The 25245-nt window shown below is 30.1% G+C and carries 20 protein-coding genes and 1 tRNA gene; 11 read left to right on the plus strand and 10 right to left on the minus strand.

Annotated elements, in window-relative coordinates; translation table 11 throughout:
* Positions 1 to 4 precede the first annotated feature (4 nt).
* The 3 genes from BTO04_RS07485 to BTO04_RS07495 are packed head-to-tail and all read right to left on the minus strand — an operon-like array spanning position 5 to position 3872.
* Positions 5 to 1216 carry an NAD(P)/FAD-dependent oxidoreductase gene (locus BTO04_RS07485; RefSeq protein ID WP_087563910.1) on the minus strand — a complete coding sequence of 404 codons (1212 nt, stop codon included), beginning with the start codon at positions 1214 to 1216 and terminating at the stop codon, positions 5 to 7.
* The gene (locus tag BTO04_RS07490; protein WP_087563911.1) at positions 1213 to 2139 is read right to left on the minus strand and encodes a GYDIA family GHMP kinase; all 927 of its coding nucleotides are present in this window, start codon (positions 2137 to 2139) and stop codon (positions 1213 to 1215) included. The genes BTO04_RS07485 and BTO04_RS07490 overlap by 4 nt, the downstream gene beginning before the upstream one ends.
* Positions 2139 to 3872, minus strand: a complete 1734-nt coding sequence (locus BTO04_RS07495) for a hydroxymethylglutaryl-CoA reductase, degradative (RefSeq protein ID WP_087563912.1) — start codon at positions 3870 to 3872, stop codon at positions 2139 to 2141. Before BTO04_RS07495 ends, BTO04_RS07490 begins: the two co-directional genes overlap by 1 nt.
* A gap of 143 nt (positions 3873 to 4015) precedes the next feature.
* On the opposite strand from BTO04_RS07495, the gene BTO04_RS07500 reads away from it, so the two are divergent.
* The 4 genes from BTO04_RS07500 to BTO04_RS07515 all read left to right on the plus strand — a co-directional run bounded on the left by BTO04_RS07500 (position 4016) and on the right by BTO04_RS07515 (position 10115).
* Positions 4016 to 6235 carry a S9 family peptidase gene (locus BTO04_RS07500; RefSeq protein WP_087563913.1) on the plus strand — a complete coding sequence of 740 codons (2220 nt, stop codon included), beginning with the start codon at positions 4016 to 4018 and terminating at the stop codon, positions 6233 to 6235.
* Between the two features lie 5 nt (positions 6236 to 6240).
* Entirely contained in the window at positions 6241 to 7665 is a 1425-nt protein-coding gene (locus BTO04_RS07505) for a peptide MFS transporter (protein ID WP_087563914.1), read from the plus strand.
* A 76-nt stretch (positions 7666 to 7741) separates the two neighbouring features.
* The gene (locus tag BTO04_RS07510; protein WP_087563915.1) at positions 7742 to 9505 is read left to right on the plus strand and encodes a peptide MFS transporter; all 1764 of its coding nucleotides are present in this window, start codon (positions 7742 to 7744) and stop codon (positions 9503 to 9505) included.
* A 91-nt stretch (positions 9506 to 9596) separates the two neighbouring features.
* On the plus strand, positions 9597 to 10115 hold the full coding sequence (locus tag BTO04_RS07515) for a DUF255 domain-containing protein (protein ID WP_087563916.1): 519 nt from the start codon (positions 9597 to 9599) through the stop codon (positions 10113 to 10115).
* A gap of 2 nt (positions 10116 to 10117) precedes the next feature.
* On the opposite strand, the gene BTO04_RS07520 is transcribed toward BTO04_RS07515, so the two are convergent.
* Genes BTO04_RS07520 through surE form a run of 5 tightly spaced genes read right to left on the minus strand, consistent with a single transcriptional unit; the run spans position 10118 to position 14818 of the window.
* Positions 10118 to 12133, minus strand: coding sequence for a ComEC/Rec2 family competence protein (locus BTO04_RS07520; RefSeq protein WP_087563917.1), 2016 nt, complete (start codon positions 12131 to 12133; stop codon positions 10118 to 10120).
* 39 nt (positions 12134 to 12172) lie between these two features.
* A complete protein-coding gene (locus BTO04_RS07525; RefSeq protein WP_087563918.1) occupies positions 12173 to 12655 on the minus strand; it encodes a C40 family peptidase in 483 nt (160 codons plus the stop codon).
* Complete coding sequence (gene lpxB / locus BTO04_RS07530; protein ID WP_087563919.1) at positions 12656 to 13771, minus strand: lipid-A-disaccharide synthase; 1116 nt, start codon at positions 13769 to 13771, stop codon at positions 12656 to 12658.
* Between the two features lies 1 nt (position 13772).
* Complete coding sequence (locus BTO04_RS07535) at positions 13773 to 14060, minus strand: hypothetical protein (RefSeq protein WP_087563920.1); 288 nt, start codon at positions 14058 to 14060, stop codon at positions 13773 to 13775.
* Positions 14048 to 14818 (minus strand): 5'/3'-nucleotidase SurE, encoded by a 771-nt coding sequence (gene surE, locus BTO04_RS07540; protein WP_087563921.1) that lies wholly within the window; start codon positions 14816 to 14818, stop codon positions 14048 to 14050. The genes BTO04_RS07535 and surE overlap by 13 nt, the downstream gene beginning before the upstream one ends.
* Positions 14819 to 14997: 179 nt before the next feature.
* Between surE and BTO04_RS07545 the strand changes: the two genes are divergently transcribed.
* Together BTO04_RS07545 and BTO04_RS07550 are read left to right on the plus strand one after the other, a co-directional pair.
* Positions 14998 to 17127, plus strand: coding sequence for a carboxy terminal-processing peptidase (locus BTO04_RS07545; protein WP_087563922.1), 2130 nt, complete (start codon positions 14998 to 15000; stop codon positions 17125 to 17127).
* A gap of 67 nt (positions 17128 to 17194) precedes the next feature.
* On the plus strand, positions 17195 to 17641 hold the full coding sequence (locus BTO04_RS07550; protein WP_087563923.1) for a thioesterase family protein: 447 nt from the start codon (positions 17195 to 17197) through the stop codon (positions 17639 to 17641).
* A 90-nt stretch (positions 17642 to 17731) separates the two neighbouring features.
* Here BTO04_RS07550 and BTO04_RS07555 read toward each other — a convergent pair whose 3' ends face one another.
* Positions 17732 to 19378 carry a solute:sodium symporter family transporter gene (locus tag BTO04_RS07555; RefSeq protein WP_087563924.1) on the minus strand — a complete coding sequence of 549 codons (1647 nt, stop codon included), beginning with the start codon at positions 19376 to 19378 and terminating at the stop codon, positions 17732 to 17734.
* Between the two features lie 138 nt (positions 19379 to 19516).
* Between BTO04_RS07555 and BTO04_RS07560 the strand changes: the two genes are divergently transcribed.
* Genes BTO04_RS07560 through BTO04_RS07575 form a run of 4 tightly spaced genes read left to right on the plus strand, consistent with a single transcriptional unit; the run spans position 19517 to position 23609 of the window.
* Entirely contained in the window at positions 19517 to 20509 is a 993-nt protein-coding gene (locus BTO04_RS07560) for a GntR family transcriptional regulator (RefSeq protein WP_087563925.1), read from the plus strand.
* 15 nt (positions 20510 to 20524) lie between these two features.
* Entirely contained in the window at positions 20525 to 21418 is an 894-nt protein-coding gene (locus BTO04_RS07565; RefSeq protein ID WP_087563926.1) for an aldose 1-epimerase, read from the plus strand.
* Positions 21418 to 22566 carry a galactokinase gene (gene galK / locus BTO04_RS07570; protein WP_087563927.1) on the plus strand — a complete coding sequence of 383 codons (1149 nt, stop codon included), beginning with the start codon at positions 21418 to 21420 and terminating at the stop codon, positions 22564 to 22566. Before BTO04_RS07565 ends, galK begins: the two co-directional genes overlap by 1 nt.
* Positions 22567 to 22586: 20 nt before the next feature.
* Positions 22587 to 23609 carry a UDP-glucose--hexose-1-phosphate uridylyltransferase gene (locus BTO04_RS07575; RefSeq protein WP_087563928.1) on the plus strand — a complete coding sequence of 341 codons (1023 nt, stop codon included), beginning with the start codon at positions 22587 to 22589 and terminating at the stop codon, positions 23607 to 23609.
* 56 nt (positions 23610 to 23665) lie between these two features.
* Here BTO04_RS07575 and BTO04_RS07580 read toward each other — a convergent pair.
* Positions 23666 to 23747 (minus strand) — tRNA-Leu (locus tag BTO04_RS07580).
* Between the two features lie 101 nt (positions 23748 to 23848).
* Here BTO04_RS07580 and BTO04_RS07585 point away from each other — a divergent pair.
* Positions 23849 to 25237, plus strand: coding sequence for a dipeptidase (locus BTO04_RS07585; RefSeq protein WP_087563929.1), 1389 nt, complete (start codon positions 23849 to 23851; stop codon positions 25235 to 25237).
* The last annotated feature ends 8 nt before the right edge of the window (positions 25238 to 25245 follow it).

Raw genomic sequence — 25245 nt, forward strand, 5'->3', positions numbered from 1 at the left:
TTAACTAATTTTCAGCTAACGCTTTCGCTGTAATAAAACCACCAGTCCAAGCATTCTGAAAGTTAAACCCACCAGTTACAGCATCAATATTTAAAACTTCACCAACAATAAATAAATTTTTGTGAAGCTTACTTTCAAAACGCTTAAAATTAATTTCTTTTAAATCTATTCCTCCAGCAGTTACAAATTCATCTTTAAAAGTTGTTCTTCCATTTGCATTATAAACACCTTTAGTAAGCTCGTTTGCTAAACTTTCTATCTGTTTATTACTAAGATCTGCCCAGTTTTGAGTTTCCTTAATATGAGAATACAATACAAAACGTTCCCAAAGTCTTTTAGAAATATCTTCAAAAGGCGATTTTAAAATAATCGTTTTTCTTGGTTCTTTTTTCTTTAAATTTTGTAAAACATTTACAATTTGATTGGTAGATCTAGACAACCAATTTACCTCTACATTGTATTGGTAATTTTTTTCTGCTAAAATTCTTGCACCAAAAGCAGATAATTTTAAAACTGCTGGTCCACTCATTCCCCAATGCGTAATTAGTAAAGGCCCAGAAGTTTCTAAATTTGTACCCACTAATTTAACAGTAGCATTTGGCACAGAAGTTCCCAATAAATCTGTTAATCTTTTATCTTTTATATTAAAGGTAAATAAAGAGGGAACAGGAGGAATAATAGAGTGATCTAGCGTTTCACACAATTCCCAAATTTTCTTACTACTTCCTGCAGCTATTACCAATTTATCTGCTTTAAAAGTTTCCTCTTTTGTGTTAATAACCCATTTATTATCTTGTTGATAAACAGAATTTACTCCGTGATTTGTTAACACTTTAATCCCTAAGTTATCAACCGCTTTTTGAAAACAATCTATAATTGCCTGACTTGTATTTGCTTCTGGAAAAACACGGTTATCACTTTCAATTTTTAAAGGAATTCCTCTATCATCAAACCATTCAAAAGTGTCACCTGTCATAAATTGATGAAAAGGTCCTAATAATTCTTTTTCTCCTCTTGGATAAAACTTAACCAGTTCTTTAGGTTCAAAACACGCATGCGTAACATTACATCTTCCACCTCCAGAAATTTTAACCTTTTGTAAAACATCACCCGATTTTTCAAGAATTGTAATATCTAATTCAGGGTTATTTTCTTTCGCATTTATTGCTGTAAAATATCCTGCTGCTCCTCCTCCAATAATTATTACTTTGTTCATAAAACCATTTCTGAATATGAAAGAATTGTTTCAAATCCTTTATTTTTAAAATAAGCTGGAGTTGTTGAGTTCCCTGTTGCTAAAACAAAATCTCCTCCCCAAGCTCCTAAACTTTTTATTTCTCCAAAATAAGCTGGAAATAAATTTTCTTTTACTGTTTTTACTTTGATAATTGAACTGATGATTTTCTCATGCTCAACAATTAATCTATTAAAATCTTCCAATGATTTTACACTTAAAAATGCATCAGAAATTTCTGAAATCATTTTTATTTCTTTCTCTATGTGCTGTTTCGTTTCCCTAAACTTCGCAATTCCTTCTTTAGAATCTTGTTTCTTGTTTAAATGCACAAAAAACAAATTTTCTTTAAAAGATGGATTAAACGCTACCTGCTCAACAATCGGTTTTTTATTTTCTAATTGATAAAAAATAGGCGAATTATTCTGAGCACAAGCAATATCATAACCACTTCCTTTAAACGAATTCCACAAGAGTTTAAAAGCATCTATATTTGCCCAAGAAGCAATAGAATTTATTAATGTTGATGAACTTCCTAAACCCCAATCTCTTGGAAATGTTAAGTTTGTTTTTACTACAAATCCATTTTTAGTTTGCAAAAAATCTGGATTCAACTTTTTAGCTTCTTGTAATATTGTTAGTAATGTTTCTGCTATAAACTCTGCATTTCCTTCTTTATCAGAATTAAAACTACAATTTACCAAACGTAGTTTTTGCAAGTCAAAAACTGCTTCAAACCAACATTCTCCAGAGTTTGTAAAACTACCCCAAATTAATTGAGGTTCACGTATTTTTTCAACAATTAAATCTTGTCCAAATTTTGTTGGAACAGCCAAAGATTTTGCCCCCTCTAAAACAACATATTCTCCTGTTAATAATAATTTTCCGTTTGAATAAAAGTTCATTATACCAACTTAAATTGTTTAAAATGATGTGTAAAATGTTTTACTTGAAATTTCTTCCAATACTCATAATCTAATTCACCAAAAAATGGATGAACTACAGTGTTGTTTTTATCTTCAGCAAAAACTTTTACAAAAAACTGAATTTGACCTATTAAATCATCAATTGCATCTTCTATACTTTCAAATTTTAAATCACTTGGCTCTTCAGACAAAAATGAGGCTTTAAAACCAGCTTGAAGTTCATTTTCTGTATTTAAAAAAGGTTTTCTACGTGACGTTTTATCATCAGAAACAAATATTTCTACGTCCCAATTTCCATTAGCAATCTGTGTTACGGCGCTTAAATGTTCAACCATTTGTTGCCCATTCATTTTTCCGAAAACAGGTTTATCATCAACTTTTAACGTTGATAATTTGCTTCTAACCGCATCAATATTTAAAAAATCTACCCAATGAATTCTTAGTTTTCTTAATTCATTAAATTTTGTAACAACGGCACTATGAGAAACCGTTCTTTTGTCAAAATAATTAGTAATTTCTATTTTTTCTGCGTCTGTTACTCCTAACTGATTTAAGATATTTTGCAAGTGCATTTTCATATGTCCATGCTGAATTCCTTTAGTTGTTAATGCTCTTAAAGCTGCAAAATTTTGAGCTAAACCAGCAGCAGCCATAATTTGCATTAAAGTGCTAGCAGATGGTTTTTGCAACATTTCTAAAGATAATTTTGCCATTGGATGTAAAGCTGTTAAACCTCCAACGGTTCCTAAAGCCAGTGGAAGTTCTATCCAGAATTTAAAGATCCCATCATTAATAGAACAATGAGACAAACTTCTGTATTCTCCACTTCTAGATGCGTATGCATGCGCACCCGCTTCAACGGCTCTAAAGTCATTACCTGTTGCTAAAACTACAGAATCAATTCCGTTCATAATTCCTTTATTATGAGTCACTGCTCTATAAGGTTCTACTTCGGCAATTTGTACTGCTTGATAAAATTTCTCTGCAAATTTCTGTGGATTTTCACCACCCAATTCTTCAATTTTACAACTTACTTCTGCTCTTACTAAACATTCTGGGACATAATTAGAAAGAATACTCATCACAATTTCAATGTCTTCCCTTTCAAACTTTTTTGCAATTACTTCTAAACAAGAGTTTATGAAGTTTGCTCCCATAGAATCTTTTGTTTCAAAAGTTATATGAAGTTGATAATAGTTTGGTAATTTATACGTTTTATCAACTAATTTTATATCTAGAATTCCACCTCCACGTTTTTCCATATTTTTAGTAATGGAAGCCGTTGCGGCAAATAAATCCGTTTTATTTTTATTGAAATAATTTTCTAATTCAGTTTTATCGCCAGCAAACATAAAATGTACTTGACCAATTTTTGTAGTACCAATTACAGTTGTTTTAAAACCTCCTCTTGTACTCCAAAACTTACCGACTAAAGAAGCTGCAGCAACTACAGAACTTTCTTCTACAACCATTGGAATAGCATATGTCCTATTATTAATCACAAAATTTGGTGCAATACCATAAGGCATGTAAAAGTTAGAAATGGTGTTTTCTATAAAATCATCATGAAGTTCTTGTAAATCATTATCAATATTCCAATATTGCTTAATAATACCTACACTTTCTGGTTGATTTTTAAAGTAATTTGCTGCTAACCATTTTATTTTTTCTTCTTTGGTCAACTTTGAAAACCCCGAAATAATTTTGCTCATCTGTCTTTCTATAAACTATCAACAACAAATATAAATCAATCATATAAAACATTATAGTATATTTAATTTTTATCATTTTTTAAGCCGTTTTTTACTGATTTTTCCGTAAACTTGGCAAACTATTATTAAATACGGAGTATTCCATGAAAAAATCAATCATTATTACAACTATTTCTTTATTTATAAGTTGTGTGGCAATTTCACAAACAACTTCAAGTTATAAAACGGGAACTAAAGAAATTACGCTAAAAGAAATTTGGAATGGCACTTTTTCATCAGAAAGAATGAATGCTTTAAATTCTATGAATGGTGATTTTTACTCTTTATTAAATACTGATAAAGAAACAAAATTAACTACTGTAGATGTTTATAGTTATAAAACTTTAGAAAAAATTAAAACGGTTGTTAATAGTCAAGATTTAAAAAATTTAGATGGTTTTTCTTCCTATTCTTTTAATAATGATGAAACAAAATTAATTTTAGGAACTGATTTTAACCCGGTTTATAGACATTCTTTTACTGGTACTTTTTATGCCTATGACATTGCTTCTAAAAAACTTTCTTTAATTGGAAAAGAAATTCAAGAACCCACTTTTTCTCCAGATAATTTAAAAATTGCCTACGCAAAAGACAACAATTTATTTGTTAAAAATCTCGCTACAAATGCAATTACTCAAATTACTAAAGATGGTAAAAAAAATCACATAATTAACGGAACAACAGATTGGGTTTACGAAGAAGAATTTGCTTTTGTAAAAGCTTTTAAATGGAGTAATGATAGTAATTTTATCGCTTTTTTACGTTTTGATGAAACTACAGTTCCAACTTTTTCTATGGATATTGTTGGTAAAGAAAACTACCCAACACAAGAAGTTTTTAAATACCCGAAAGCTGGAGAAAAAAATGCAACTGTTTCTTTGCACATGTATACTATAAATGCAGGAAACTCTAAAAAAATTAGCTTAGGAAATTACGAATACATTCCAAGAATAAAATGGTCTAACGAAGACAACATTTTAATTGCAACAACTTTAAATCGTCATCAAAATGATTTAAAACTATTTAAAGTAAATGCATCAAGAACAAGCTCTACGCTATTATTAAACGAAAAAGATAACGCTTATGTAGACATACATGACAACTTAACTTTTTTAAATGATCATAGTTTTATCTGGACAAGTGAAAAAGACGGTTATAATCATATTTATCATTATTCATCAACAGGAAAACTGATAAATCAGATTACAAAAGGAAATTGGGAAGTAACTAAATACTATGGTTTTAATAAAGATAAGAAAACAATTTATTATCAATCTGTAGAAAATGGCTCAGTAAACAGAGGTGTATATTCTATTGGATTAGACGGAAAAAACAAGCAACTTTTAAGCAATGAATCTGGACAAAACAGCGCTGCTTTTAGTAAAAACTTACACTACTTTATAAATACATATTCTTCAACTGAAATTCCACCAATTTACGCTTTATATTCTGGTGAAGGAGAAATGTTAAAAGTGATAAAAGACAATGCTAGTTTAAAAGAAAAAATGTCTGAATATAAAATGAGTCCTAAAGAGTTTTCAACGATTAATATTAATGGAAACGATTTAAATATGTGGATGATTAAACCTGCAAATTTTGATGATAATAAAAAATACCCATTATTAATGTTTCAATATTCTGGTCCGGGTTCACAACAAGTTGGAAATCGCTGGAACGGAAGTAATGACTACTGGCATAACATGTTAGCGCAAACAGGAATAATTGTAGTTTGTGTAGACGGAAGAGGAACAGGATTAAAAGGAAGAGATTTCAAGAAAGTGACCCAAAAAGAATTAGGTAAATATGAAGTTGACGATCAAATTGCTGCTGCAAAAAAATTAGCAGCGCGTAGTTATATCGACAATAACAATATTGGTATTTGGGGTTGGTCTTATGGAGGCTTTATGAGTACAAATTGTCTTTTAAAAGGAAATGATATTTTTACAACTGCAATTGCAGTTGCACCTGTTACTTCTTGGCGTTTTTATGACTCTGTTTATACAGAAAGATATATGCAAACTCCGCAAGAAAATGCAAGTGGTTACGATGATAATTCACCAATTAATTATGCAGACAAACTAAAGGGAAAATATTTATTAGTTCACGGTACAGGAGATGATAATGTTCATGTTCAGAATACATACAGAATGGTAAATGCACTGGTAACAGCCAATAAACAATTTGATTTGGCTATTTTTCCAGACAGAACTCACGGAATTTACGAAGGAAGAGGAACACGATTGAATTTATATACAAAAATGACAAACTTCATTCAAGAAAACTTAAATAAAAACAAAGATAAATCAATAGAAATAAAAGGATAAAAATTATGAATGACTTAGTAAAAAAACCCCATGAAAAAGAATTATTTGGGCATCCTGTAGGATTGTATGTATTATTTTTTGTGGAAATGTGGGAACGTTTTTCATATTATGGAATGCGAGCTATTTTAACATTATATCTTGCTGCCCCCATTATAATGGGAGATCCTCAATCAGGTTTTGGATGGTCTAATGGTGAAACTCTTTCTTTCTATGGAACTTATACCATGTTTGTTTATCTAACGTCAATTCCAGGAGGTTGGGTTGCTGATAAATTTATAGGACAAAAGAAAGCAGTAATGTTAGGAGGTATTTTGCTGTGCATAGGACATGGAATTTTAGCTGTAAATGCACAATGGGCATTTTTTACGGGTCTTATTTTTATTGTTATTGGTGTTGGTTTCTTAAAACCAAACATATCAACTATGGTTGGAGGACTTTACAAACAAGGAGATGATAGGAGAGATAGAGGTTTTTACGTTTTCTATATTGGAATTAATTTAGGTGCCTTTTTAGGAGCCTTAATTGTTGGTGCTGTAGCTGCAAAATATGGTTGGCATTATGGATTTGGTTTGGCAGGAATTGGAATGGCATTAGGTCAAATAGTATATATGTATGGTTTAAAATACTTAGGAAGTGTTGGAGACTTTATTGGAAAAGCTGATTCTCCAAATAAAGATCTATTAAAGAAACCTTTAAATAAAGTTGAAAAAGATAGAATGCTAGTTATGTTTTTATCATTTCTTATTATTATTGTTTTTTGGGGTGCTTTTGAACAAGCAGGGGGATTAATGAGTTTATACACTGAACAAAAAACAAATAGAATTTTATCATTTTCTTTACCTTTTATCGGGAATGAAATTCCTGCAGCTGTTTTTCAATCTGTAAATGCTTTTTTTATTATAGTACTAGGAACTGCTATTGGTGGATTTTGGCATAAATGGAAAAGTAAAGGAAAAGAATCTTCTTCATTATTTAAAATGGCAATAGGTGTAATCATTATGGCTTTTGGTTTTTTCTTTATGAGTAAAGCTGCTTCTGAAGTAATTATGAATGGAGATGAAGTTGCAGAAAAATCTGCAATGATATGGTTAATTTTAGCTTATCTTTTCCATACTATTGGGGAGTTATGTGCTTCTCCAGTTGCATTATCATTTATAACAAAACTAGCTCCACTAAAATATGCTTCATTAATGATGGGTGCCTATTTTGCAGCAACAGGGTTAGGTAATAAAGTTGCTGGTTTTATTGGAGGGCTTTCTGAAAATGCTGGAGATTTTGAGGTATTTACAGGAATAGCAATTACTTGTACAATTTTTGGATTGTTAATTATTGCTGTCTTAAAACCTTTAAAACGATTAACACATGGTGCTGAAGACATGAAAGGAACTAATAATGAAGAAGCAGAAGGTTTTGAATTAGCAGACAATTAAAAATAACATATTAAAAACCTCATAAACTAAATCTTTATGAGGTTTTTTATTACTAAATAATTCTAAAAAAAATTTTATGAGCACAAATCTCGAAAGTCTTTTTAAAAACAAAGTTTTAGGGCATCCAACAGGATTATTCGTTTTATTCTTTACTGAAATGTGGGAACGTTTTTCATACTATGGAATGCGTTCATTATTAGTACTTTTCTTTACAGCATCTCTATTAGATGATGGTTGGGGTTGGCCAAGAGAATGGGCTTTCGCTATTTTTGGGACCTATACTTCTTTAGTATATTTATCAACTATGGTTGGTGGTTATTTTGCCGATAACGTAATAGGTATTAGAAAAGCAGTAGTTATTGGTGCTTTACTTATGACGCTTGGGCATGCTTGTATGGCTCTAGAGACTTCATTTTTTATATACGTAGGACTTGGGTTATTAGTTATTGGAAGTGGTTTTTTTAAACCAAATATGACTTCTATTATTTCTGAAATGTATGCAGAAAAACCAGAAAAGAAAGATGGTGCTTTTACCATTTTCTATATGGGAGTAAACGCAGGAGCCTTCTTAGGAATACTTTTATGTGGTTATTTAGGTGAAAAAATTGGTTGGTCTTGGGGATTTGGTGTTGCAGGTATTTTTATGCTATTTGGATTGTTACAATTTTGGTATGCTCAGAATATTTTTGGTGATATTGGTTTAAAACCAAAAGACAAAGATGTTAGTGATACCTTAATTAACGCTAACAAAATTACAAATGATGATGAAAAAAGAAATCCTTTTACAGGGTTCCAAAAAGCATTAATTGCAATTTCTTCTTTATTAGGTTTACTATGGATTTTTAATGATCCTATTTCAAAAATCTCTGAAGGAAAGTACAATGTTTTTCCATTCGAATTTGCCGGGTACTCAGGCTCTACAATAGCAATTATAGCCGCCTTTATTCTTTTTATTCTTCTTCTTATAATTAGAATTCCAAAATACACACCAGTTTTAAGAGATAGAATGTTAGCCGTAATGTTCTTTGCATTTATAACAATCTTCTTTTGGGCTATTTTTGAACAAGCACCAAGTTCATTAACCGTTTTCGCAAGAGATTATACCGATAGAGTTTTAGAAGGAAGTGCAGGTCTAATTTTTAAAATTGTAAATTCATTAATGACGTTAATTCCTCTTGGAATAATAACTTGGGTCTTATATTTGCTTTTTCAAAAAACGTTTAAAAAATATAAATGGTCTAATTTATTTCTAGCACTCAGTTTTCTAATTATTTGGATAATCGCTATTGGAATGTTAATACAACAATTTCAACAAGATAAAACAGAAATCCCTGCATCATGGTTCTCTGTATTAAATTCACTTTACATAATTACATTAGCACCCTTGTTCTCTAAATGGTGGGAAAGTAAATACAACCCAAATGCGAATATGAAATGGGCAATTGGAATGGGTTTTTTAGGTCTAGGAATGGCAATTATTGCAATAGGCTCTGGAGGAATTGATGCTGGAGCTAAAACAGCATCCGTAAGTATTATTTGGTTAGTTTTAGTATACCTATTCCACACAATGGGAGAACTTTGTGTCTCTCCAGTAGCACTTTCTTATGTCTCTAAGTTAGTACCTGCACGTATGATTGCTTTTATGTTTGGTGTTTGGTACTTAGCCGTGGCTATTGGAATGAAATTAGCAGGTGTATTTGCCGAATCTTCTGAAGCAATTGCTCAAGAAAAAGGGCTCAGTAGCTTCTTTTGGTTATTAACATTTATATCATTAGGATTAGCTATTTTCTCTGCAGTAATGCACCCAGTAATTAAAAAATTAATGCACGGAGTTAAATAAATTTAATTCCCTTACTATAAAAATAAAAGCATTGAGTTTTCGATGCTTTTATTTTTTGTAAATTCGGCACAACAATTGTTACAATTAAAACATGAAGAAACTTATATTACTTATTTCAATTATTTTTTACTCTTTGAGTACAAATGCCCAAGAAAGTGTTAAATGGTTAGGGTTTGAAGAAGCTATAAAGCTTAATAAAGAAAACCCTAAACCTATTTTAGTTGATATCTATACGGATTGGTGTGGATACTGCAAAAAAATGGATTTGAATACGTATTCTAATAAAACAATTGCAGATTATATAAATAAAAACTTTTACGCCGTAAAATTAGATGGTGAAGGAAAAAAAGATATTATTTTTAATGAACATACATTTAAATTTCAAAAGGAAGGAAGACGTGGTTATCATCAACTTTCTGCAACTTTAATGAACGGAAAATTATCCTACCCAACAACTCTATTTTTATCAAAAGAAGAAGAAGTTGTAGACAGAATTCCTGGTTATTTAGACAAAAATGTTATGGAAAAAATATTAGTTTACTTTTCAGAAGAACGCTATAAAACACAGAAATGGAAGGAGTTTAATAACGATTTTAAAAGCAACTTATAGCTTCATTTTTCAATTATAAAAGCGCCATTTTGTCCTGTGTAATGAAATGGAACATTTTCTTCTCTGCATGTAATTTTCCATCTTAAAACTGAACTTTTGTAATTAGATCCATCTGCAATAATTTGAGTTGGTTTTAATAATTTAATCATCCTTTTTAAATTAATCTTTGGCGAATATTGCAACACAACAATTGGCTTTTGTAAACCTTTTAATTGATAACTTCCTAAGCTATCAATTAGTAAAATAGTAGTGCTATAAAATTGCAATAAATGATTAAAATCTGTTTGCTTAACTTCATTAACCTCTTCAATTCTATAAGACTTCAAACTACTATCATTTATAAAATTTAAACTATCTAAATCGTGTTGTAAAAACAACTTACCTCCTACTCTTTTTCCAATTACTGCATGTCTGCTTTTATGAAAAATAATCACTTCTTTTTGGTGAGTATTTTTACTCTTCTCAAATAAAATAACACCCTGAACTAACAAAATTGACATTAGAAAATAAACAAGTTTTCTAGCTTTTTGGTTGATAAAAAACTGCACTCCTAAAAGAATAAAAAGGTACCATGAAATCATCATCAAAAAAGAAATAGAAATTTCTTTTAACAGGAATTCTTCTTGAAGAGAAATCCAACTTACAAAACGATTCATCAAAGAAATAACAGCTCCATAAAAAGTTGCAAAAAATTGTGGCAGCAAATTAAAAAGCGATAAAACAATTACAAAAACACCGCCAATTAAAATGAATCCTAAAAATGGAATTATCACCAAATTTGAAGCAATAAAAAGTCCCGGAAATTGATGAAAATAATAAATACTAAGAGGTAATATTCCTACTTGAGCAGCAATTGAAACTGTAAATAATTGCCAAAACTTATCAATAATTTTAAATTTTGGTTTCCAAACTTCATACAACTTTGGTTGCACCCAAATAATACCAAAAACTGCCAGGTAACTTAGCTGAAACCCAACATCAAATAAAAACATTGGTTTTACAATCAATAAAAAAAACATTGAAGCAATTAAAGAAAAGGCAACCACATTTTTTCTTTGAAATGATTGTCCAAACGCTAAAAAAGTAAACATGGTAACGGCCCTTACTACAGATGCAGAAAGGCCGGCTATAAATGCAAACATCCATAATAACAAAACAATTAATATCGTTTTTAGAACCTTGCCTTTTTTTAATCTTTCTAATGGTTTAAATAGCTGAGTTAAAATGAGTAATATGATTCCTACATGTAAACCAGAAACTGCCAAAATATGAATTGCTCCTGCTCTTTGGTAATCCGTTATTAGTTCTTTAGATATGTCTTGTCTTTGCCCTAATAATAAAGCGTTAATTACGGCTAATTCGTCTTTTTTAAAGTGATATTCCTTAAGTGATTCTTGAATTAAACTTCTAAGTCTTGCTGACAAACCCACCAACGAAGCGCTACTTGTTTCTAATTTTAAAAACTGATTATTTTCTAAGAGTATTTGATGATGAATCCCCTGTTTAGACAAGTAAAACTTATAATCAAATTGACCTGGATTTAAAGGCGGAGTTAATTCTTCAAATAGTGGTTTCGCACTAATTCTGTCATCAACTTTTAGTTTCGCTGACAAGCTATCTTTTTGAATATTTAACAAAACGGTACCAATAGATTTTCTCGCATTCACTTGCGTTACATCCACTTCATATTTATCATAATAAAATCCTGGTTTTAAAACTTTTTTCACCATAAAAATAACGGAAGAATTGTTCTCTAAATAATTATTATAATAGGTATTGTAATTTCTATCATCATTTAAAAAAACAGAAAAGACACCCACAAAAAAGAATAGAACTAAACTTATAACTGTCGTAAATTTTCTATTTTTAATCAACAAGAACAGTACAACTAAAAAAGTAGATAAAATGGAAATAGTAAAGAACCCAAATTTCCAAAATTGGGTTTGAAATTGAACTATAATTCCAACAATCATTAGCACAACAAAATGCAAGGGTAAATAATTCAATAACCTTTTCATAGCAGGTTAAAGTTAGCGAAAAATATTTAAGTGCTTTTTTTACAGAATGTTAGTTGCTTTAACAAAAGCTTTTTTCCAGTATTTTTCTGAAAGTAAAGAAACAATTACGCCTCTTGAAGATGTTGAATGAATAAATTTTATAAGCCCTTTATTAACTGAAACAACTAACCCAACATGATTTATGCCGCGACCTCTTTTACTGGTTTTAAAAAATAATAAATCACCTTTTTTTGTTGTACTTAAAGAAACTTTCTTTCCTCTTTTTGCCATATCTCTAGAGATTCTAGGCAACTGAACATTTTCACTTCCAAAAGCAACATAAATAATTCCAGAACAATCCATTCCTCTTTTTGTTGTTCCTCCAAACTTATATCTAACACCTTTATAATTCATTGCATTTGCAACAATTTTGTCAACTTTAGAAAGTTTTCTTTTAGTGGTATTTTTTACTACTTTTTTAGAGGAAGAACAAGAACTCATTACAAAAGAAAAAGCAATAAAAAGAAGTAATATTTTTTTCATTTAAACTAATTTCAAATCAGCAACAACTTGTTTTGCTACATGTTCAGAAGCGCCTTTTCCTCCTAAAATTTTTTCTAATTCGTAATACTCAAAAAACAATTTCTCTCTGTATTTTTCTTCTAATATATTTGTTAGTTCCTCTTTTAAGTTGGCTTTTGTAAAATCGTTCTGTATTAATTCTTTTACAACTTCTTTATCCATAATTAAATTTACCAAAGAGATAAATTTTAAGGTGATAATTCTTTTTGCAATTTGATAAGAAATAGTACTTCCCTTATAACAAACAACTTGTGGTAATTTAAATAATGCAGCTTCTAAAGTTGCAGTTCCTGAAGCTACTAAAGCTGCATAGGAAACACTTAATAAATCGTAGGTTTTATTGTTGATGAAATTCACTTTTCTATTACCTATAATTTCCTGATAAAAAGAAAAATCTTGACTAGGCGCTCCTGCAATTACAAATTGGTAGTCAGAAAAATCATCAACCAGAGAGAGCATTACCGAAAGCATTTTTGTGATTTCTTGTTTTCTGCTTCCTGGTAGTAAAGCAATTATTGGTTTATCATTTAAGTTGTGTTCTTTTTTAAATGCAGTCAAACTTACTTGTTTTCTATCAGCAATTCCGTCAATAAGAGGATGTCCAACAAATTCAACATTATAATTGTATTTTTTATAGAAGTCTTTTTCAAAGGGAAGAATAACAAACATTTTATCGATATCTCTTTTTATATCTTTTACTCTGCTTGCTCTACTTGCCCAAACTTGTGGAGAAATATAATAATTAGTTTTAAAATTTTGCTCTTTTGCCCACTTTGCAATTCGTAAATTAAAACCAGAATTATCAATAAAAACAACAACATCTGGATTAAATTTTGCAATATCTTTCTTACAGAACTTAATAAAACCTAAAACTTTAGTAAGATTCATTAGCACCTCAATGAACCCCATAAAAGCTCTTTCTTTATAGTGCTTTACGAGCGTACCTCCAACTTCACTCATTAAATCTCCACCCCAAAAACGTACCTCTGCATTTGTATCTTCTTTATACAAAGCTTTCATTAAGTTAGAACCATGTAAATCTCCTGAAGCTTCGCCAGCAACAATGTAATATTTCATCCTAGAAAAACTTTAGTATTAATGTTGTAATCGCAATTAATAGTGTTGCTAATAAGACGCCTTTTGCTTTGTTATCTTGTTTCTTTTTTATGTAAATAAAGAATACAAAAAGATTAGGAATTGCAGCTAAAGACAACACTTTTCCATATAATTTCCCTTCTTTTATTAAGTCTATTGTTTCATAGAATCCGAAACGAGAAATATATTCTAAATACAAGAAGATGCCTCCAAAAGTTGCAAAAAGAGAAACTAAAACTCCAATAAGTATGTCTTTTTTTACAGTTCCCAAGAATTTAATTTTTGAATCATGTGATGTGCCGTTAAATCAAACTGAACAGGAACAACAGAAACGTATCCGTTTTCCAATGCAAAAACATCTGTATCTTGTCCTTTATCTTTATTTACAAACTCGCCAGAAAGCCAATAATATTCTTTTCCAAAAGGACTTTTACGCTTGTCGAAATTTTCTTTCCAATACCCATTTGCTTGTCTACAAATTTTAACTCCTTTAATTTCTTCCTTCTTTAAATTAGGAATATTTACGTTTAAAACAATGCCTTCTGGCAAACCATTTAATAAGGCGTTTAAAGTAATCTTTTTTACATATTCTTCTGAGGGCTTAAAATCTGCATGCCATTTAAAATCAAGTAAAGAGAAACCAATTGCAGGAATTCCTTCTATACCAGCTTCTACAGCAGCACTCATTGTTCCTGAATAAATAACGTTTATTGATGAATTTGAACCATGATTAATTCCTGAAACACACAAATCTGGTTTTCTATTTAGAATTTCACTGACTGCCATTTTTACGCAATCTGCAGGAGTTCCAGAACAAGTATATTCTAACTGCGGACCATCATCTATCGTTATTGGATTGCAATGCAAAACATTATCAACAGTTATTGCATGGCCCATTCCACTTTGTGGGCTATCAGGTGCAACAACAACTACATCTCCAATTTTGTTCATTATACTAATTAAAGCTCTAATTCCTGGAGCTGTAATTCCATCATCATTTGTAACTAAAATTAATGGCTTTTCCTGCATATTATTCATTTTAAATACAAATGTAATTTATTTTAAGCGATTTTTCTTTTTAACATTTTCTAAAGAATTTTTCATTTCAATTTTGTGTAACATTGTACTAAAATTAAGTTTGGCATAATTTTAGTAAATTAGCTACTAAGAAAAAATTAGGACTCAGTAAAAATAACGACAATAAACCTATGAACACAAAATATAAATTCTCTACTTCTATTTTAGCACTTATTTTGTTAATTAGCAGTTTTACAGCACAGGCAACAACAAAATCTGATCCAGATCCAGAAAAAGATAAAATTTTAATTTACGTATTAAAAAATATTTTAACAAGAGGTCATTTTGTTGAAAAAGACATAAATGATAATTTTTCTGAACATGTTTTTAAAAGTTTCATAGATGGTTTAGATCCAAATAAACGTTATTTTACACAGAAGGATCTCAAAGAATTCTCTAAGTATAAATATGAAATTGATAATCAATTATTAGCTGATGATGTTTCTTTTTACAACTTAGTTTATAGCCATTTTTCTGATAAAATTAAAAATGCAAAATCTTACTACGGAGCTTTATTAGCACAACCTTTTGATTTTAAAAAGAAAGAAACGATAGACATTGATTTTGACAAAGCTAAGTTTGCAGAAAATGAAAACGAGCTAATAAACTATTGGCGTAAGCAATTAAAACTAAATACTTTGAGCAGGGTTCAAGAAGAATTGAAGCAGCAAGAAGAAAAAGTTAAAAAAGACAAAAACTTTAAAAATAAATCATTTAGGGTTTTAGAAAAAGAAGCAAGAGCAGAAGTTCTAAAAAACATGGATGAGTTGTATTTAAGAATAGAAGAACTCGAACATGAAGATTGGTTTTCTACTTTTTTAAATAGTGTTGTTGGTGCTTTTGACCCACATACAACTTATATGGCACCAAGAATAAAAGAACGCTTTGATCAAGACATGTCTGGAAAACTAGAAGGTATTGGAGCTCGTTTACAAAAAAAAGGAATTTATACACACGTTTTTGAATTAGTTTCTGGTGGACCTGCTTGGAAACAAGGTGAATTAGAAGCCGGAGATATTATTCTTCAGGTTGCACAAGGAGATAAAGAACCTTTAGATATTGTTGGTATGCGTTTAGACGATGCAATTAAATTTATAAAAGGAAAAAAAGGTACAGAGGTTAGACTTACCGTAAAGAAAAAATTAGATGGCTCTACAAAAATAATTTCAATAATTAGAGACGTTGTTCAGTTAGAAGAAACTTTTGTAAAGTCTAGTACTGTGGAAAAAAATGGTAAAAAATACGGAATTATTGATTTACCAAGATTTTATATCGACTTTCAAGATAAAAGCTACCGTGATTCTGCAAAAGACATGGAAAAAGAAATTGAAAGATTAAAAAACGAAGGTGTTACTGGGTTAATTATAGACTTAAGAAATAATGGCGGTGGCTCTTTAAAAACTGCTATTGAAATTGCTGGGCTATTTATTGATAAAGGACCAATAGTACAAGTAAAATACAGAGGAGAAAATCCAATGGTAAAAAATGATATTGACCCAAAAATACAATGGGATGGTTCTGTAGTTGTTCTGGTAAATGAGCTTTCTGCCTCTGCATCAGAAATTTTTGCTGCTGCAATGCAAGACTATAGAAGAGCTATAATTATAGGTGGAAATCAAACATATGGAAAAGGAACTGTTCAGAATGTTTTACCAATTAATCAGTTTTATCCAAAGTATGAAAAAGACTTAGGATACCTAAAAATGACGATTCAAAAATTCTATAGAATTAATGGTGGTTCTACACAAATTGAAGGTGTCTATTCTGATATTGCAATACCAAGTAAATACAGTTACATGAAATTTGGAGAGAAAGATTTAGAAGGCGCACTAATTTGGGATAAAGTACCACAAGCAAAATATTTACAAACAAATTCTTATATCAACTTTAGTGATGTTATTTATAAAAGTAAAGAGAGAATTGCTGCAGACCCTAAATTTAAATTGATAAATGAATATGCAAAATGGTTAAAAGAAAATCAAGACGACACTTCTTATTCTTTAAATTATAAATCATTTTCTAAAGAAAGCGAAACGCAAGAAAAAGAAGCTAAAAAATTTAAAACTGTTTTTGATTATAAGTCAGATTTAACATTTGCTTCACCAAATTATGAACTTCCTTTATTAAAAAAGGACACTATTTTAGCTGATAAAAGGGTTGCTTGGCATAAAAATTTATCTAAAGACATGTATGTTTCTGAAGCGCTAAATGTTTTAAGTGAATTAAAACTTAAAACACCCTCAGAGATTGTGAAGAATTAATAAAAGAATATTTTTAATTAAAGCCTGATAGAATTGTTTATGCTATCAGGCTTTTTATTTTTACTATATGAGTTTTCAAGTAACCTTTGCCACAAAATGGTCAGATTTTGACCCAAATAGACATATGCGTCACACAGCATATAATGATTATGCTGCAGAAGTGAGAGTGCGTTATTTTGCCAAACATAACTTTTCTATACATGAATTTACCAAACACAATATTGGACCTATTCTTTTTACTGAGAAAACTTCCTTTAGAAAAGAAATCCATTTAGGAGAAAATATCACTGTAAATTTTAAATTATCTGGTTTATCTAAAAATAACGAACGTTGGAAACTTACGCATGAAGTTTTTAATGAAGAAGGAAAACTATCTGCAATAATAAAAGTGTATGGAGCTTGGATCGATTTAACAAAAAGAAAGTTAACGGTTCCTCCAAAAGAAACAAATGACATGTTTGATTATGCAGAAAAGACTGAAGATTTTAAAACCATCTCTTTAAAAAAACAATAAATTAGAATCCTCTAATTTAGATATTATAAAAAAAACGCTTCTAAAATTAATTTTAGAAGCGTTCTCTTTTACCTAAGTTTAATAAGATATTTAAGCAAAATAAATATAAATAGCAATAACAATTATACAAATACTAACACCTGCAGACTTTACATGTTTCCATGGTTTAATATCTACTTGTTGTGTGTACTCTTGAACAAAATCAGTTGCTCTTGGTTTTATCTTTCCAATGATTAACATAATTACCACATTTAATACAAACAAAATAGCCATTACATCTAAAAAGTGAGGGTACGCCTGCGCTTCAACTAAAGCTAATTCAGCAGCATCTGTAATACCGTTTGCTTTTGCACTTTCTAAAGCCGTATCAACAAAATAGGGTTGCATAAAAAATTGACTAATTATATACAACAAACACCCTGAAACTAAACCAATTTTAGCCGCAATTGCTGGAACACGTTTTGTTAAATATCCGACAACAATAATTGTTAAAATTGGAATACTATAAATACCATTAATTTCTTGTAAATAAGCAAAAAGGCTTCCTGCATTAGCTATTAAAGGTGCTATAAACATAGCCGCTATTGCTAATACAATACCAAACATTTTACCATATTTTACTATTGTTTTCTCATCTGCTTCTTTATTAATATGTTCTTTGTAAATATCAATCCCAAATAAAGTAACAGAACTATTTAAAACGCTATTAAAAGAACTTAAAATTGCACCAAACAAAACAGCTGCAAAAAAGCCAACAAATGCATCTGGTAAAACTTTGTTTACCAACATAGGATAAGCACTATCAGGATTATCTAGATTCCCTTCAAACATATGAAAAGCTATAATTCCTGGTAAAACAACAATAATTGGCCCTAGTATTTTTATAAAAGACCCTAACAATAATCCTTTTTGACCCTCTTCTAAATTTTTTGCACCTAGAGCTCTTTGAATAATCTGCTGATTTGTTCCCCAATAAAATAATTGAACCAACATCATTCCTGTAAAAATGGTATAAAAGGGAACTGGATCAGTGGGGCCACCCATTGATTTAAATTTCTCTGGGTTTTCTGTAGTTAATATATTTAATCCGTCCATAATGCTACCATCTCCAATCATCATCAAACCAAACACAGGAATTAAAATACCCCCAATTAGTAGACCAATAGCATTTATTGAATCTGATACCGCAACAGCTTTTAGTCCTCCAAAAACAGCGTAGATTGACCCTATAATTCCGATACCCCAAACACAAATCCAAATAGATTGAGTATGTGTAACTCCTAATAATTCTGGAACATTAAACATTCCGCTAATTGCAAGTGACCCCGAATATAAAATCACAGGTAATAAAACCACAACATAACCAGATAAAAATAAAACTGATGTTAACGTTTTTGTAGTTACATCAAATCTTTTTGCTAAAAAACCTGGTACCGTTGTTAAGCCTCCTTTTAAATATCTTGGTAATAAAAACAACGCAGTTACAACCATTGCTATCGCCGCTAAAGTTTCCCAAACCATTACAGATAAACCGCTTTGATAAGAAGAACCATTTAAACCTACAATCTGTTCTGTAGATAAATTTGTTAATAGTAAAGAACCTGCAATTACTCCTGCTGTTAAACTCCTACCTCCTAAAAAATATCCATCGGAAGAAGATTCTTCTGTTTTTCTTGTAGCAAAATAAGAAATAATGGCCACCAATAAAGTAAACCCTAAAAATGTTAAAATCTGCATTGTAATTAGTTTAGTTAATTTTTAATTTACCAAATATAAACATATAAATTAAAAAAATGTATTTCATGTTAAATGTTTTTACAAACCGGTAGGGTGAGGTAGGTTTTTTTAATTATAATTTATACATTTGTATTAGTTATGATCAAATTAGAAAAAAAAATAGGGATTCCTAAATATAAACAAATCATCAATTCAATTGAAGAGGCTATTCTTTCTGGTGTCTTAAAAAAAGGAGATCAGTTACCTTCTATCAACTTTATTAAAAACAAGCATACGCTTTCTAGAGACACCGTTTTAAGTGCTTTTAATGAGTTGAAAAACAGAGGCATTATACAATCTGTTGTTGGTAAAGGGTATTATGTTTCTAGTGAAGACATTAATGTAAAGCAAAAAATATTTTTACTTTTTGATGAATTAAACTCATTTAAAGAAGATTTATATAATTCATTTTCAGAAAACTTAGCATCAAATATTCAAGTAGATATTTTCTTTCACCACTTTAATGAAAATAGCTTTAATAAATTAATTCATGATAATTCTGGAGATTACAATTACTATGTAATTATGCCTGCAAACTTAAAAAATACAAATAAAATAATACAAAACCTTCCTAAGGATAAAGTATACATATTAGATCAAATACATGAAGATTTATTAACGTATCCTGCCATTTATCAAGATTTTGAAAAAGCTATTTTTAACAACCTTACTAAAGCATTTCATCTTATTGAAAACTATAAAAAGCTTGTTTTAGTTTTTTCAGAAGAAAAGCAACCAAAAGGAATGAAAGATGGGTTTATTCTATTTTCCAAAGAAAAAAACATCCCTTTTGAGGTTATAAATTCTCTTGAAAATAAAAACCTTGAAAAAGGTGAATTATATGTTATTCCTGAAGATAAGAATTTGCTTCAAGTTATAAAAAAAATGAAAAGTAAAGGTTTATCTCTTAAAAAAGACATTGGTATTATTTCTTATAATGAAACCCTATTAAAGGAAATTGTAGAAGGTGGTATTACAACTATTTCCACAGATTTTAAAATGATGGGGAAACGTTTAGCGGAAATGATTTTAAATAAAGAACAACTAAAAATAGAGAACCCTAATAATATAATTATTAGAAACTCTCTTTAAAACAATTAAATTTTAATGTACAATATTATACATAACCAGGATTTAAATATTTTAGAAATTAAAGATTCTAATCAATTATTGTATGGTAAAATATATCTTAATGATGGAGCTAGCTTACAAAAACTAACTTTAAATGGAACAGTCATAATTCAAGATTTATCGCCATTAAACTATAAAGACACCTATGCATCATCAATTCTATTTCCTTTTGCTAATAGAATTAAAGATGGAAGTTACTCCTTTAATGGAAAAAATTATCAATTTGAAATAAATCAAAAAGAAGAAAACAATGCTTTACACGGTTTAGTTTATAATAAAATTTTTAGTGTTATAAATAAGGAGACAAATAAAGATTGGGTAACAATTACATTAGAATATATTGAAAAAAATAAATCTATCGGTTTTCCTTTTACCTATAGTATTCAACTAAAATATATTTTTACAAAAGACAATCTAAGTTTAGTTGTTTCTGTAAAAAATACAGATTCGGAAGCATTTCCATATACAATTGGGTGGCATCCTTATTTTTTAAGTGATAATTTACAAAAAAGCAAATTAAATTTTGTTAGCAATCAAAAATTAATAATAGGAGAACGAAATATTACAACCGGCATTGAAGAAATAAAAGTTCAAGAAAATTTAGAAATCAAAGACAAACAGTTAGACGATTGTTGGCTCTTAAATTCTAATAAAATTCAATTTAATACTCCAAAATATCAATTATTTATTGATTCATCGGCAAAAAACAATGTTCTTCAAGTATATACGCCTCCTAAATTAAATACGATCGCTATTGAACCAACAACAGGTGTTTCTGATAGCTTTAATAATAAAATAGGTTTAGAAATTTTAAATCCAGATGAATTTTATACTATAAAATGGGGTTTGAAAATAATTAATAAACAATAATGAGTAAGGCAATAATAACAGATGTCAAGAACACATTTATTAATACTTTTAAAACGGAGCCTTTGCTTATTTTTTCTCCTGGAAGGATAAATATTATAGGAGAACATACAGATTATAATGATGGATTTGTTTTTCCTGCAGCTGTAGACAAAGGTATTGCAGCAGCAATTCAAAAAAGTGATTCAAAAAAATCTACAGCTGTTGCTTTAGATTTAGATAGTACGATAGAATTTGAACTAGATAAATTAAAACCATCAAAAGAAGGAAGTTGGGAGAATTATGTTTTTGGTGTCGTTGCAGAAATTCAAAATAGGAATAAAGTTATTGGCAATTTTAATATTGTCTTTAAAGGAAATATTCCTGGAGGAGCAGGCATGTCTTCTTCTGCTGCTCTAGAAAACAGTGTTGTTTTTGGTTTAAATGAATTGTTTAACCTTGGTCTAACAAAGCATGAAATGATATTGATATCACAAAAAGCAGAACACAATTATGTTGGTGTAAAATGCGGTATAATGGACCAATATGCGAGTATGTTTGGCGTTAAAAACAATGCTTTACTCTTAGATTGTAGAACTATAGAATCTAAACCTTACGAAATCAATTTTAAGGAGCATCAATTAATGTTAATAAACACAAACGTTAAACATAGTTTATCTGATAGCGCTTATAATGACAGACGTTCTGCTTGTGAAAGAGTTTCTGAATTATTAGGAGTTAAAGCATTAAGAGATGCTACTGAGGCCGATTTAAAAAGAATTATTGATAAAGTTATACCTGCAAACTATCAAAAAGCGTTGTATGTAATTCAAGAAAATGAAAGAACACTTAAAGCAGTCAAAGCAATAGAAGATGGAAATTTAGAAACTTTAGGCGCTTTAATCTATCAATCTCATGAAGGGTTGACGACTAAATACAAAGTAAGTTGCAATGAATTAGACTTTCTTGTAAATCAAGCAAAAGAGAACAAAAGTGTTTTAGGAGCAAGAATGATGGGTGGTGGTTTTGGTGGTTGCACAATCAACTTAGTCACTAAAGATAAAGCTAATCGTTTTGCAGAAGAAGCTTCTAAAGCATATAAAAAAGAATTTAATAAAGAATGTTCTGTTTATTTTATTAAGCTTTCAAAAGGTACACATTTAATAAGGTAAGAATTAAAAAATAGTGTAAAATGGAAAACACAAATTTACAAGAGTATTCACATAAAAGATATAATATTCTTACAGGAGAGTGGGTTTTAGTCTCTCCACACAGAGCTAAAAGACCTTGGCAGGGACAAAGTGAAGCCATCAATAACGAAAAAAGACCTACTTATGATGCCTCTTGTTATTTATGTGCAGGAAATACCAGAATTAATGGAGAAGTAAATCCAGCGTATAAAGATGTGTTTGTTTTCACAAATGATTTTGCGGCCTTACAAAACGATTTTCCAATATTTAAGGTAAATGACGGACTTTTAAAAGCACGAAGCGAAACAGGAATTTGTAAAGTAATTTGTTTTAGTCCAGATCACTCAAAAAGTTTAGCAGATATGTCTTCCTCCGAAATTCAAAAAGTTGTTTTTGCTTGGCAAAAAGAATATACCCAATTAGGAGCGAATCCAAACATCAACTATATTCAAATTTTTGAAAATAAAGGTGCAGTAATGGGCTGTAGCAATCCGCATCCTCATGGACAAATCTGGAGTCAGTCTACTTTACCAAATGAAGTTGATAAAAAAAACACACAACAATTAAACTACTATAACAAGAATAAAACTAGCTTATTAGGTGATTATTTAGCACAAGAATTAGAAAAGAAAGAACGTATTATTTTTGAAAATGATGGCTTTATAGTTTTAGTTCCTTTTTGGGCTATTTGGCCTTTCGAGACAATGATTGTTCCTAAAAAACATCAGGCTAACATTTTAGAAATGAATAAAGAAGAAACTTTGCAATATGCTGAAGCAATTTCAGTTTTAACAAAAGCGTACGATAAACTTTTTAATACTTCTTTCCCATATTCTAGTGGTATTCACCAAGCACCAACAGATGATAATGCAAATAAGCATTGGCATTGGCATATGAGTTTTTATCCTCCATTATTAAGAAGTGCTTCTGTAAAGAAATTTATGGTGGGTTATGAAATGTTTGGATCGCCACAGAGAGATATTACGGCAGAACAGGCAGTTAAAATGATTAAAGACTGTTTGTAATCTTAACAAACTTCTAAAAATTAAAAAAGCTTCTCAAAATGAGAAGCTTTTTTTTGTACAGGCGGAGAGACTCGAACTCTCACACCTCGCGGCACTAGATCCTAAGTCTAGCGTGTCTACCAATTCCACCACGCCTGCAAATTATCCAATTTAATGGGATGCAAATATAAACAATACTTGCAAACTTCAAAGCAGTTCATTATAATTTTTCTACATTTGAGTCAGAATAAATTTATACCATGAAAAACATAAAAACATATATTGAAACTCATAAGAATCGGTTTATAGACGAACTGATCCAAATCTTAAAAATTCCTTCTGTTAGTGCAGACTCTGCTTACAAAAAAGACGTTTTACTCACGGCAGATTTTGTTAAAAAAAGTTTAGAAAAAGCAGGATGTGATTTAGTCGAAATTTGTGAAACTCCAGGATATCCTATTATTTATGGAGAAAAAATTATCGATAAAAGTTTACCAACTGTTCTTGTTTATGGTCATTATGATGTTCAGCCAGCAGATCCTATTGATTTATGGGACTCTCCTCCTTTTGAACCTGTGATTAAATCAACAGAAATTCATCCTGAAGGAGCCATTTTTGCGCGTGGAGCTTGTGATGATAAAGGACAAATGTATATGCATGTTAAAGCACTAGAATACATGACTTCAACAGGGAATTTACCTTGTAATGTGAAATTTATGATTGAAGGTGAAGAAGAAGTTGGCTCAGAAAGTTTAGCGTGGTTTGTGCCAAGGAACAAAGAAAAGTTAGCAAACGATGTTATCTTAATTTCAGATACAGGAATGATTGCAAATGACATTCCATCAATTACAACAGGTTTGCGTGGGTTGAGTTATGTAGAAGTAGAAGTTACAGGTCCAAACAGAGATTTACATTCTGGTTTGTATGGCGGCGCCGTTGCAAATCCTATTAATATCTTAACAAAAATGATTGCTTCTTTACATGATGAAAACAATCATATTACCATTCCTGGGTTTTATGATAATGTAGAAGAATTGTCTTTAGAAGAAAGAGCAGAAATGGCAAAAGCACCGTTTTCTTTAGATAAATATAAAGAGGCTTTAAAAATTGATGAAGTTTTTGGTGAAGAAGGATATTCTACCAACGAACGTAATTCTATTCGCCCTACTTTAGATGTAAATGGAATTTGGGGAGGTTATACTGGCGAAGGTGCAAAAACAGTGATTGCTTCTAAAGCATACGCAAAAATATCAATGCGTTTAGTACCAAATCAAGATTGGAGAGAGGTTACCCAATTATTTAAAACCCATTTTGAAAGTATTGCTCCAAACGCTGTTACCGTTGTTGTAAAACCTCATCATGGAGGGCAAGGTTATGTAACGCCAACAGACAATATTGCGTACAAAGCTGCAAGTAAAGCGTATGAAACTACATTTGGTAAAACTCCAATTCCGCAAAGAAGTGGAGGTAGCATTCCTATTGTTGCCTTGTTTGAACAAGAATTAAAAAGCAAAACTATTTTAATGGGCTTTGGTTTAGATTCTGATGCAATTCATTCTCCAAATGAACATTTTGGAATTTTCAATTACCTAAAAGGAATTGAAACCATTCCTAATTTTTATAAATATTTTACGGAGTTATCAAAATAAAACAAACG

The sequence above is a fragment of the Polaribacter sp. SA4-10 genome, from assembly GCF_002163835.1.
GTDB lineage: Bacteria > Bacteroidota > Bacteroidia > Flavobacteriales > Flavobacteriaceae > Polaribacter.